A 12176-nucleotide genomic window follows, 5' to 3' on the forward strand; every position below is an offset into this window, starting at 1 on the left:
CTCTTTTCGACGCCGCTCAGATGATCGCAGCGGCCCGGAGCGCCTCGACCTCGGCCGGCGTACGACCCAGGGCGGCCAAGATGGCCTCGCTGTGCTCCCCGACCGCAGGCACCGGGTCCATCCGCGGCTCGATCCCGGCCAGGGACGCGGGCGGCACCAGCGCCTCGGCGGGTCCCCCCGGAGTGGCCACCTCGCGCCAGCGCTTCCGCTCGGCGAGCACAGGGTGCGCCCAGAGCTCGGCCATGGTGTTCATCCGAGCGTTGGCGATGCCGGCGGCTTCCAGCCGGGCTGCGAGCTCGGCGCTGGTGAACCCGGTGACCCCTTCGGCGATGATCGGCTCCAGCTCGTCGCGGTGCGCGACCCGGTCGGGGTTGCGAGCGAAGCGCGGGTCGGCGACCAGGTCGGGCCGTTCGAGCACCTCCTCGCACAGCCGTACCCACTCGCGGTGGTTCTGCACGGCGAGCAGGACGGCCTCACCGTCACCGGCGACGAACGGGCCGTACGGCGCGATCGTGGCGTGCCGGGCGCCGGTCCGCAGCGGACTCGTACCGCCGTAGCGGGTGTAGTAGGCCGGTGAGCCCATCCACTCGGCAAGCGCCTCGAACAGCGAGACCGAGACCGGGCGGACCCGGCCGGTGGTCGCCCGGGTGAAGAGCGCGGCCAGGATTCCGGAGTACGCGAACGAGCCGGCGGCGATGTCGGCCACCGAGATCCCCGCCTTGGCGACCTCGTCCTCCGAGCCGGTGACCGACAGCAGCCCGGCCTCGGCCTGCACGAGGAGGTCGTACGCCTTCCGGTTCTGCCACGGGCCGTCGGCGCCGTAGCCGGAGATGTCGCACACGATCAGGCGCGGGTGGGACTCGGCGAGCGCGGCCGCGCCGAGGCCCATCCGGGCGCTGGCGCCGGGACCGAGGTTCTGTACCAGGACGTCGGCCTCGGTCAGCAGCTCCCACAGGATCTGCATCCCCTGGGGGGTCTTCAGGTCGAGCGTGAGCGACTCCTTGGAGCGGTTCAACCAGACGAAGTAGCTGGACTCACCGTGCACCGTGTCGTCGTAGCCGCGCGCGAAGTCGCCGGTGCCGGGCCGCTCGATCTTGATCACCCGGGCGCCCAGGTCGGCGAGCTGCCGGGTGGCGTACGGCGCCGCCACCGCCTGCTCCAGGCTGACCACGGTGATGCCGTCGAGGGGAAGGTCCGACACGGTGCTCACCGCGCCAGCGGATCGCGCGGCAGCCCGAGCAGCCGCTCCGCGATCGTGTTGCGCATGATCTCCGACGTGCCGCCGGCGATGGTCAGACAGCGCGCGAACAGGTAAGGGTCGCTCACCTCCGGCCGGTGCCCGGTGACCGCCGCGGTGCCGGCGAGCACCATGCCGAGGTTGGTGATCCGCTGAGAGTGCTCGGCCTTGAGCAGCTTGGTGATGTTGGCCTCCGGCCCCGGACGGCCGCCGGCCAGAGCCCGGCTAGCGAGGCGCATATTGAGCAGCTTCAGCGTGTACGCCTCCAGCAGCACCGCACCGACCTCGTGCTCGGCGTACGCCGGCTGGCCGGGACCCTCGTCGAGCAGCTCGAGCAGCTGGGTGGGCCCGAAGGAGATCGATCCGCTGCCGCCGCCGATGGAGACGCGCTCGTTGCCCAGGGTGGCCCGGGCCACCTTCCAGCCCTGCCCCTCCCCGCCGACGACGTCGGCGTCGGGCACGAAGACGTCATCGAAGAAGACCTCGTTGAAGAGCGCGTCGCCGGTCAGCTCGCGCAGCGGTCGGATCTCCACACCGGGGTGGCCCATGTCGATCGCCATCATCGTGACGCCGGCATGCTTGCCGGCGCTGGAGTCGGTACGCACCGTGGCCAGGCCCCACTGGCACGATGCCGCGGTGCTGGTCCAGACCTTCTGCCCGGTGACCAGCCAGCCACCCTCGACCCGCTTGCCGACGGTGCGCACCGCGGCCGCGTCCGAGCCGGCGTCGGGCTCGCTGAAGAGCTGGCACCAGTCCGAGCGTCCCCGAAGCACGTCGTCGATCCAGCGCGACTGCTGGTCCTCGGTGCCCTCCTGGGAGATGGTCAGGCTGATCCAGCCCGAGATTCCGGTGTCGGGGAGCTCGACGCCGGTGAACTCCTCCTCGATGACGAGCTGCTCGACCACGCCAGCGCCGCGTCCCCACGGCGCGCGCCAGTGCGGCACCAGGTAACCGCTGTCGACGAGGAAGTCACGACGCTCGGACTCCGGCAGGCTCTGTAGCCGGGCGACCGCCTCCCGGGCCTCGGCGCGGTAGGTCTCGGACTCCTCGGGAAGCTCGAACGAGGCGCCATGGGCGGTGCCCCCGCGGTAGCCCTCGACGACGTCGCGCAGCGGGTCGCGGCCGTCGCGCAGCAGCGCGGCGACGGTCTCGGCGCGACGCAGGTAGAGGTGGGAGTCGTGCTCCCAGGTGAACCCGATGCCGCCGTGAAGCTGGATGTTCAGCCGCGCGGTCTGCACCTGGGCACGGGCGGCGTGCGCCGCGGCGACCGCGGCTGCGAACCAGGCGTCGTCCAGGTCGGTGGAGCGGGCCGCGTCCCAGGCCGCTGCGACGGCCTGCTCGGCGTCGACCAGCATGTTGGCGAGGTGGTGCTTGACCGCCTGGAAGGTGCCGATCGGGCGGCCGAACTGCTCGCGCACCTTGGCATAGGCGGTGGCCTCCTCGACACAGGCGTTGATGCTGCCGACGGCCTCGGCGGAGGCGAGGATCCGGAATGCGGTCACCGCACGGCGGGCTGCGCCGATCAGAACCCGTTCGCGCGGCACCGCGACCGACCCGGCGGTCACCGTGCCGATGCCGCGCGTGCTGTCCAAGGCGTCGTCGGGACTGACCTCCAGGCCCGGCGCGGACACGTCGAGCACGACGACGTCGTCACCGACGACGAGCGCCACCAGGTCCGCAGTGGGTGCGCCGAGTACGGCGCGACTCTCGCCCGTCAGGGTGCCGTCGGCGCTCAGGCTGAGCCCGGTGGCGAGACCGACGGCCCCGACCTGGCTACCGTCGGCGAGGCCGGGCAGGAGGTCGGTGCGTACGTCCTCCTCGGCCGAGGCCGCGATGATCGCCGAGCACACGACGGTCGGCAGGAACGGACCGGGTGCCAGCTCGTGACCGAAGCACTCCAGGACGACGGCCAGCTCGGCCAGGCCATAGCCGGACCCGCCATGGGCCTCGTCGAGATGCAGGCCGAGCCACCCCAGGTCCGCGACCGCCTTCCAAGACTCGGGCAGAGCTGCCGGCGACTCGAGCGTGGCCCGCGCGGCGGCGCGTGCCTCGGAGCGCTGCAGGTAGGAGCTCGCCACCTCGGCGAGCGCTTCGTGATCCTCAGTGATCGCCAAAGCCATGGCACTCACCTTTCATCGATGGGGCGACGGGAGGCCGCCGCAGTGGTTGGGGTCGGGCAACGGTTCAGGTGGTCGACGGGCGGCGGGCGAGGACGCGGCGCGCCTGGCGGGCGACGGCCTCGTCGATCATGCGGCCCTCGGCGTCGAGTGCGACCCCGGAACCGGCGTCCTCGAGTCGGCGCAGGATGTCGGCCGCCTCGCGGGCCTGCTCGGCGCTGGGGCTGAAGACCTGCTCGACGAGCGGAATCTGGTCGGGGTGGATACAGGCTCGGCCGAAGAACCCGAGGCGGCGCAGGGCGCGCGTCGAGGCGGTGAACCCGGCGAGGTCCCGGAAGTTGGCCGATACCGGCGCCACCGGGCTGGTGATCCCGGCAGCGCTGCAGGCGACGACGACCTGGCTGCGTGCGAAGAGCAGTTCGGTCTCGTCCGGACCGGGCTCGAGGCCGAGATCCGCGGCGAGGTCGATCTCGCCCAGATGCAGGGTCGTCACACGCGGCCCGTGAGCGATGTCGACGGCGTTGGCCAGCCCGAGCCCGGACTCGATCAGCGGCGCGACGGCGGTGCGGCCGCGGGCCAGGCCACGCTCGGCCTCCGCGGCCGTCAGCAGCTCGTCGAGCCGGTCCAGCTCCTCGCGGGAGCAGGTCTTGGCCGGGATCACGCCGCTGAGGCCGGCACCGACAACGGCCTCGAGGTCGGCTTCGAGACGCTCGTCGGCATTGAGGCGTACCCAGGCCAGCGGCGCGGCCGGTCCCGACGGTCGCGGGCGTGAGAGATGCTCTGCGACGTACTGTCGGGCGGCGGCCTTGTCACGCGGCGCCACCGCGTCCTCGAGATCGAAGATCACCGCACCGGAGCCCACCGCCTGCTCGGCCTTGTGGAACCGCTCGGGCTTGCTCCCCGGCACGTAGAGATGGCTGGTCGCACTCACGGCTCCCCCTCGAGGTCGGTTGGCACAGGCTCGGCTCCTCAGCTAGGCGCTACGGTTGTGACGCCGATAACAGCGTATATGACCATCGCTGTCAGATTCTACTCCTAAGCTGGGGTGGATCTTCGCGCGATTCCACCACTGCAGACATAGACAGAGCGTCAGACGTGCGATTACAGTCGAGCCAGTTCAATGCCACACGCGTAAGCAATAGCAGTCATGGAGGACGTCCGATGCTGAAGACCGGTGCACGCCTGCGAAGCCAGGTCTGCGATACCCAGATGATCGTCGTACGGGCCGACGCCACCGACGGCACGCTCACCTGCGGGGGATCCCCGGTGATCGAGCTCACCTCGACACCCGATCCCGGCCTGACGCTGGCGGCCGACGCCGCCGACGGCACCGCGATCGGCAAGAGGTACGTCGACGGGGCCGGCACGATCGAGGTGCTGGTGACCAAGCCCGGCACGGGCTCGCTCGCCCTCGACGGCGAGGCCCTGACGATCAAGAGCGCCAAGCCGCTCCCCTCCAGCGACTGATCCGGAGGGACTCGACGATGACGACGACCACACCCGAGACCACGTCGCCCGCGGCCCTGACCGAGGTGCGCGACGGCATCATGATCATCACTCTCAACCGGCCGGAGGCACGCAACGCCGTCAACGAGGAGATGTGCCTCGTGGTCGGCGACGCCCTGACGCAGGCCGAGCACGACCCGGCCGTCCGGGTCGTTGTGCTCACCGGAGCGGGCGACAAGGCGTTCTGCGCCGGGGCCGACCTCAAGGCGCTCAGCCGCGGCGAGCGGATCATCCCCGAGGGCCGCGAGGCCTGGGGTCTGGCCGGCTATGTCGGCCACGCGATCAGCAAGCCGACGATCGCAGCCGTCAACGGTCCCGCCCTCGGCGGCGGCACCGAGCTGGTGCTGGCCAGCGACCTCACCGTCTCGGCCGAGACCGCCTCCTTCGGCCTGCCGGAGGTCAAGCGCGGCCTGATCGCCGGCGCCGGCGGCGCCTTCCGGCTCATCGAGAAGCTGCCGCAGGCCGTCGCGATGGAGCTGCTGCTGACCGGCGACCCGATCAGCGCCCAGCAGGCCCTCGATCTCCATCTGATCAACCGGGTCGTCCCCGCCGACCAGGTCCTCGCCGCCGCGCTGGAGCTGGCCACGACCATCGCCGGCAACGCTCCGCTGGCAGTGCAGGCGCATAAGCAGATCGCCCTGCGGCAGACGCCTGAGGGCGAGCGGCCCGGCGAACAGGCGGGCTGGGAGGCCACCAGCCGGCTGCTGCCGATGATCGCCTTCTCCGAGGACGCCAAAGAGGGCCCACGCGCCTTCGCCGAGAAGCGCCCGCCGGTGTGGCAGGGCCGCTGAGATCCCCCACTGCGGGGTGAGCCTGACCGGATGGTCGGCTCACCCCGCGTGTCTTTCCCGTCAGAGCCCGCCGCGTGCCACAAGCTGGCTGGCGATCACGTTGCGCTGGATCTCGTTGGTGCCCTCCCCCACGATCATGAGCGGCGCGTCGCGGAAGTAGCGCTCGACGTCGTACTCGGTCGAGTAGCCGTAGCCGCCGTGGATCCTGACCGCGGTGAGGGCGATCTCCATCGCCACCTCCGAGGCGAACAGCTTCGCCATTCCGGCCTCCATGTCGCAGCGCTCCCCCGCGTCCGCGCGCTCCGCGGCGTATCGGGTGAGCTGGCGGGCAGCGGTCAGCTTGGTCGCCATGTCGGCGAGGTAGTTGCCGATCGACTGGTGCTGGTGGATCGGCTTGCCGAAAGTCTGGCGCTGCTGGGCGTAGGCCAAGGAGTCCTCGAGGGCCGCCGCAGCGACGCCGAGTGCACGGGAGGCGACCTGGATACGACCGGTCTCCAGGCCCTTCATCATCTGGCCGAAGCCCTTGCCCTCGGTCCCGCCGAGCACGGCGGTGGCCGGGATCCGGTAGCCGTCGAAGGAGAGCTCGCACGACTCCACGCCCTTGTAGCCGAGCTTGGGGAGATCGCGCGAGACGACCAACCCGGGCCCGTGCTCGACCAGGACGATCGAGATGCCCCGGTGACGCGGTGTCGCCTGCGGGTCGGTCTTGCACAGCAGCGCGATCAGCCCGGAACGGCGCGCGTTGCTGATCCAGGTCTTGGCGCCGCTGATCACCAGGTCGTCACCGTCGCGACGGGCGGTCGTCGTCATCGCCTGGAGGTCGGATCCCCCGCCCGGCTCGGTCAGCGCCATCGTGGCGCGCATCTCGCCGGTCGCCATCGGCGGGAGGTAGCGCTGCTTCTGCTCCTCGGTGCCGAACAGGCCGATCAGCTTGGCGACGACAGTGTGCCCGCCCATCGCGCCGGCCAGGCTCATCCAGCCCCGGGCGAGCTCCTCGGTGACCTGGACGTAGCACGGTGTCGACACCGGACCGCCGCCGTACTCCTCGCCGATCGCCAGCCCGAAGATCCCGATCTGCTTCATCTGATCGATCCACTTCTCTGGATACTCGTTGGCATGCTCGACCTCGCGAACCGTCGGCTTCACCTCACGGTTGACGAAGTCGCGCACTGTCTGCACCAGATAGGACTCTTCCGGACTGAGATTGCTCATGGCTCGATCGTGAATGATCTGACACTTGTGGTCAAGCCTTTCTGGCGCAACGATGGGTATATCCAAGAGAGATGTGACATTCATGTCACCAGAAACCGGGCCTGGCGACGACGCCGGCCGCGTGAAAGGCACCTGATGTCGAGATCCGTGGGCGGACCCTACTTCGACGAGCTCACCGTGGGCATGACCTTCGAGACCGCGCCGGCGGTGACACTGACCGACGGGCTCGCCGCCGGCCACCGGGCGATCCTCGGTGACAGGCTGCGCCTTCCCCTGGACCACGAGCTCTCCCGTGCGGTCACCGGATCCACCAGCCCGGTCGCCAGCCCGAGCCTGGTCTGGGACCTCGCGATCGGGCAGTCGACACTGGCCACGCACCACGTCAAGGCGAACCTCTTCTACCGCGGTCTGCGGTTCCACCGCTTCCCCCACCTCGGCGACACCCTGGCAACCCGGACCGAGGTGGTCGGCCTGCGCGAGAACACGCCGAAGCCAGACCGGGCGCCGACCGGGCTCGCCGCGCTGCGCATGACGACGACCGATCAGCGCGGCGCGACAGTGCTCGACTTCCACCGCTGCGCCATGCTGCCCCTGAGCCCCGCCCCCGCCGCGGGCAGGCGCATCCACGACCAGGACCTCGCCGATATCGGGGTCGCCGACGGGACCGATGCATGGCTCGCCCCCGACGGCTGGGACCTGGCGGAGTTCCGCGCACGCGTCCCCAGCCCCCGCACCGCCGGCGAGCTCGTCGGAGAGTCGTTCACCACATCGGGCGACGTCGTCTCCTCGGCACCCGAGCTGGCCCGGCTGACCCTGAACATCGCCGCCGTCCACCACGACGAGCGGGTCGGCGGGTCACGGCTTGTGTACGGCGGGCACACCATCGGACTCGCCCTCGCGCAGCTCACCCGGGCGCTGCCAAACCTGGTCACAGTGCTCGGCTGGAAGTCCTGCGACCACACCGGCCCGGTCCACGAGGGCGACACCGTGACCAGCCGGATCGAGGTGCTCTCCTCGACGGCACTCACGCAGGGCACAGCCGTTGGACTGCGCTCGGTCGTCACGGCACACGCGCCCGGCGGCGATGCCCGCGAGGTGCTCGACTGGCGCTACACGGCCCTCGTCGCCTGACCACGCAGGGGCACGCCCGCTCGCGCTTACCTGACAGGCGCGTCTACCTCACGTCCATCGCCTCCACGAGCTACGCACCTCGGTCGCGGCAGGAGCGCACGGGCGTCGACCTGCCAGAAATGGAAAAGTTCGGGGCCGTGGCCCAGCACCTCTTGCGATGTGACATACGTCATGCCAAGATCACTCCAGACCCTGATCTGACATGTATGTTCAGTTTCATTCGTGGGTCGAGTCCTCCCTAGGAGATTCCAATGCACGTTTCCAGATCCGGCCTCCGCCGATCCTTGGCCCTCACGCTCCCGGTCGCCCTCGCACTGACGATCACCGCGTGCGGGTCGAGCGACAGCACCGGCGAAGCGAGCTCGGCAGCCTTCGACACAGCAGCCCTCGGGACCCCCAACAAGGCGACCGGCTCCCCCGTCACCATCGGCGTCATCAGCGAAGGCAAGGGCCAGGCCGTCGACCAGAGCGACGAGTTCCGCGGCGCCCAGGCAGCCGCGGCGTACGCCAATGAGTATCTCGGCGGGATCGGCGGTCACAAGGTCGAGGTCAAGGTGTGCGAGGTGCGTCAGGACCCCGCGATGGCCACCGACTGCGCCAACCAGATGGTGACCGCGGGCGTCTCCGCCGTCGTCGAGGGCACCTTGGCGGAGGTCGACCAGACGATCGAGGTCCTCACCCCTGCCGGGATCCCGATCATCGCCGCGAGCGGAAGCACCAAGGCAGCGCTGACCACGCCGGGCTACTTCTCGTTGTTCAACAGCCTCTCCTACTTCGGCGTCCCGGCCGCCGACGGCAAGGAGCAAGGCGTCTCCAAGGCCGTCATGGTCGTCGTCGGCGTCCCCGGCGCCGAGGGTCCGGCCCGCGACGTCGGCACGCTTCTCTACAAGAACGCCGGCATCGACCTCGAGGTCTCCGCGATCCCGCCCGGCACCGCGGACATGACGCCGCAGATCACCGCGGCCAGCGCCGACGAGCCGGGCCTCTACCACGTCTTCGGCAACGAGAGCTTCTGCACGCCGGCGATTCAGGCCATCAAGGCCGTCGACCCCGACGCCGCCATCACGGCGATCGCCCAGTGCCTCTCGGCCGCGGGCGCCAAGTCCATCCCCGGCGGCTACGAGGGCGTCCACGTGGTGACCACCTCGGACCTCGACCCGGAAGCCGAGGACACCAAGCTCTTCCAGGCAGTCGTCGGCAAGTACGGCGACGGCGCGAAGGAGTCGGTCATCACCGGCTCGGGCTACTCGCCGATGCTGGGAATGATCAATGCGCTCAACGCCGCCAAGATCACCGACGTGAGCGCCAAGGGCGTCACCGCCGCCATGAAGTCGGCGCCCGCGACGAACTACCCGCTGGGTGCCGGCGCGACCTTCACCTGCGACGGCAAGCAGATGCCGATCTCGCCGAACGTGTGCAGCTCCGACGGCATCATCGCCTCAGCGACGGCTGACGGGAAGCTCGAGGACTACCAGCTGGTCCCCTCCGACCCGGAGCTCTACAGCCCCGCGAGCTGACCCCGCCGACCGCCCGTCGCCCGTCGCCCGCACTCCACCGGGCGGCGGGCGGTCCGCATTCCACCCGGGAGTAGATCTATAGTGACTCTACTGTCAGATTTCCTGTAGAGTAGGTCACATCTACCCCGTCCAACGCACTGTATGACTTGGCGCGAACGTCAGAAGGAGTACGACCAATGCCTAGAAGACCGGCCAGCGACACGATGGTCGTCTGCGCTTCCCACAGCCCGGGGATGCTCCGTGACGCCACCGAGGAGCACGGTGCGCACTTCCGGGCCGGCATCGACGAGGCCCGGCGCCGGGTGACGGCCTTCGAGCCCGATCTCGTTGTCTTCTTCGGCAGCGACCACCGGCGCGCGTTCGTGGACAGCGTCCCGGCGGTCGCATTGATGCTGGCCGCCGACGGCCTCGGCGACCTCGGCTCGCCGACGGGCTCCTACGACGTGCCGGCCGAGATCGCCGAGCCGCTCGCCGCCTCGCTGCTCGCCCAGGGCTTCGACGTCACCGTCGTGCGCAAGGTCGCCCTCGACCACGGGTTCGGGCAGACGTACGGCCATCTGATCGGCGACCTGCCGACGGTGCCGGTCATCCCCATCTACCTCAACTGCGCCACTCCCCCGCTGGCCTCGCCCGGTCGCGCCTACGCGCTGGGCCGGCAGGTGGGCGAAGAGCTCTCCGGTCTCGGCAAGCGCGTGCTGTACGTCGGCTCCGGGGGTCTCTCGCACTCACCGCCCAGCCTGGAGGCGGCCGCGGCCGGACTCTCCGACGAGGAGCGCCTCGCGGTCAACGAGGCCGGTCGCGCCGCGGCCCGGGAGAAGATCGTGCCCGACTGGGACCAGGCGTTCCTCGCCCGCATCGCGGAGGACCCCGAGAGCCTGGCGACATTCACCGACGCCGACATCATCCCCGCCGGCGTCGGCGCGCATGAGGTACGTACCTGGATCGCCGCCGTCGCCGCCGGGGCGACACCCATGGAGACCGTCGCCTACGAGCCGGTCCCCGAGTGGATCACCGGGATGGGGGTCGCCACGACCCCGACCGGCGCCACCTCCGCTCCCCTTCCCTCCCCGTCCCAGATCGAACAGGTTCAGCCATGACGCACGTGATCACCGGAAGCTGCTGCAACGACGCGGCCTGCGTACCCGTCTGCCCCGTCAACTGCATCCACCCGGCCCCGGGCGAGCCCGACTTCGGCACCGCCGAGATGCTCTACATCGACGACGCCAGCTGCATCGACTGCGGTGCCTGCGTCGACGTCTGTCCGGTCAGCGCGATCACCGCCGACTACGACCTGGACCCGATCGACGAGCCCTTCCTCGCCCTGAACTCCGCCTGGTTCGCGGCTCCCGAGCGGTCCTCGTACGCCCCTCCCCCGCGCGAGCCCGTCCTCACCGCCACGCGTCCCGGGCCGCTCAAGGTGGCCGTTGTCGGCACGGGTCCGACCGGCGGCTACGTCACCGAGTCTCTCCTGGGCGTCCGCGGGGTCAAGGCCGAGGTGACCGTCATCGACAGGCTTCTCACCCCGGGTGGCCTGGTGAGGTACGGCGTCGCCCCTGACCATCTGGCCACCAAGGACGCCGGGACCTCGATCGAGAAGGTGCTCAAAGCACCCGGGGTGTCAGTGCGGCTCGGCGTCGACGTCGGCGTCGACGTGACCCTGGAGGAGCTTGCCGCGAGCCACCACGCCGTCGTGGTCGCGACCGGTGCCTCCGAGGGCCGCAAGCTCGCCATTCCCGGCGAGGACCTGCCGGGTTCCCACTCCGCGGTCGACTTCGTCGGCTGGTACAACGGCCATCCGGCCCAGGCCGGGTTGGAGTTCGACCTCACCTCCGAGCGAGCCGTCGTCATCGGCAACGGCAACGTCGCCCTCGACGTCGCCCGGATCCTGCTCGCCACCCCGGACGTGTTGCGCAGGAGCGACATCGCCGCCCACGCGCTCGAGGCTCTGGCTGAGAGCAAGATCCGCGAGGTCGTCCTGGTCGGTCGGCGCGGCCCCGAGCACGCCGCATTCACCGCGGGCGAGCTGATCGGCCTGACCCAGGTGGCCGGCCTCGGCCTGTCCGTACGTCCCGAGGACCTCGACGTCGCCAGCGAGGACCCGATCGTCGCGCACAAGCTCGACCTCCTGCGTGGCCTCACCGGAGACGACGCCGAGCACCGGCTCGAGTTCCGTTTCGGTCTACGCCCCACCGACCTGCTCGGCGAGACCTCCGTACGTGCGGTCCGCTTCGACGACGGCGACGAGCTGGAGGCCGGCCTGGTGCTCAGCGCCATCGGCTACCGCGGCCGACCGGTGCCCGGTCTACCGTTCGACGAGGCGCTCGGCCGCGTACCCAACGAGGACGGGCGCGTCGCTCCCGGTCTGTACGTCTCCGGCTGGATCAAGCGCGGTCCGTCCGGCGGGATCGGCGCCAACAAGTGGTGCGCGAAGGAGACCGTCGGTGCCCTGGTGGCCGACTTCGAGGCCGGTCTCCTGCCCGACCCGACCGGCGAGATCCCCTCCGTCGGCGTCGGCATGGACGCCTGGGCCAAGATCGACGGCCGTGAGAAGCAGCTCGGCCGCGAGTCCGGACGGCCACGGATCAAGCTCGTCGACCCCGATGAGCAGCGCACCCTGCTGAGCAGCTGACAAACCGCCGAGTCGGCTCGTCCTGTCCGTCAGGAC

Annotated in this window: 10 protein-coding genes; 6 read left to right on the plus strand and 4 right to left on the minus strand. The window is 70.5% G+C overall.

The window, feature by feature from the left end; translation table 11 throughout:
* Positions 1-16 precede the first annotated feature (16 nt).
* The 3 genes from ACFVDI_RS27700 to ACFVDI_RS27710 all read right to left on the minus strand — a co-directional run bounded on the left by ACFVDI_RS27700 (position 17) and on the right by ACFVDI_RS27710 (position 4285).
* The gene (locus ACFVDI_RS27700; protein WP_350716021.1) at positions 17-1210 is read right to left on the minus strand and encodes a CaiB/BaiF CoA-transferase family protein; all 1194 of its coding nucleotides are present in this window, start codon (positions 1208-1210) and stop codon (positions 17-19) included.
* Positions 1207-3357 carry an acyl-CoA dehydrogenase gene (locus ACFVDI_RS27705; RefSeq protein ID WP_350716019.1) on the minus strand — a complete coding sequence of 717 codons (2151 nt, stop codon included), beginning with the start codon at positions 3355-3357 and terminating at the stop codon, positions 1207-1209. The genes ACFVDI_RS27700 and ACFVDI_RS27705 overlap by 4 nt, the downstream gene beginning before the upstream one ends.
* Positions 3358-3421: 64 nt before the next feature.
* Entirely contained in the window at positions 3422-4285 is an 864-nt protein-coding gene (locus ACFVDI_RS27710) for a CoA ester lyase (RefSeq protein ID WP_179658640.1), read from the minus strand.
* Between the two features lie 230 nt (positions 4286-4515).
* On the opposite strand from ACFVDI_RS27710, the gene ACFVDI_RS27715 reads away from it, so the two are divergent.
* Positions 4516-4821 (plus strand): hypothetical protein, encoded by a 306-nt coding sequence (locus ACFVDI_RS27715; protein WP_179658641.1) that lies wholly within the window; start codon positions 4516-4518, stop codon positions 4819-4821.
* Between the two features lie 17 nt (positions 4822-4838).
* The gene (locus ACFVDI_RS27720; RefSeq protein ID WP_179658642.1) at positions 4839-5651 is read left to right on the plus strand and encodes a crotonase/enoyl-CoA hydratase family protein; all 813 of its coding nucleotides are present in this window, start codon (positions 4839-4841) and stop codon (positions 5649-5651) included.
* 60 nt (positions 5652-5711) lie between these two features.
* Here ACFVDI_RS27720 and ACFVDI_RS27725 read toward each other — a convergent pair whose 3' ends face one another.
* A complete protein-coding gene (locus tag ACFVDI_RS27725; RefSeq protein WP_350716017.1) occupies positions 5712-6863 on the minus strand; it encodes an acyl-CoA dehydrogenase family protein in 1152 nt (383 codons plus the stop codon).
* A gap of 135 nt (positions 6864-6998) precedes the next feature.
* Between ACFVDI_RS27725 and ACFVDI_RS27730 the strand changes: the two genes are divergently transcribed.
* The 4 genes from ACFVDI_RS27730 (at position 6999) to ACFVDI_RS27745 (ending at position 12140) form a co-directional block, all read left to right on the plus strand.
* A complete protein-coding gene (locus tag ACFVDI_RS27730; RefSeq protein WP_350716015.1) occupies positions 6999-7994 on the plus strand; it encodes a MaoC family dehydratase in 996 nt (331 codons plus the stop codon).
* 251 nt (positions 7995-8245) lie between these two features.
* Positions 8246-9511: an ABC transporter substrate-binding protein gene (locus ACFVDI_RS27735; RefSeq protein WP_179658645.1), complete on the plus strand. Its 1266-nt coding sequence runs from the start codon at positions 8246-8248 to the stop codon at positions 9509-9511.
* Between the two features lie 176 nt (positions 9512-9687).
* Complete coding sequence (locus ACFVDI_RS27740; RefSeq protein ID WP_218860875.1) at positions 9688-10608, plus strand: 3-carboxyethylcatechol 2,3-dioxygenase; 921 nt, start codon at positions 9688-9690, stop codon at positions 10606-10608.
* Positions 10605-12140: an FAD-dependent oxidoreductase gene (locus ACFVDI_RS27745; protein ID WP_179658646.1), complete on the plus strand. Its 1536-nt coding sequence runs from the start codon at positions 10605-10607 to the stop codon at positions 12138-12140. The genes ACFVDI_RS27740 and ACFVDI_RS27745 overlap by 4 nt, the downstream gene beginning before the upstream one ends.
* Positions 12141-12176: the final 36 nt, after the last annotated feature.

It is taken from the genome of Nocardioides sp. NPDC057767 (assembly GCF_042798275.1).
Classification (GTDB): Bacteria; Actinomycetota; Actinomycetes; order Propionibacteriales; family Nocardioidaceae; genus Nocardioides.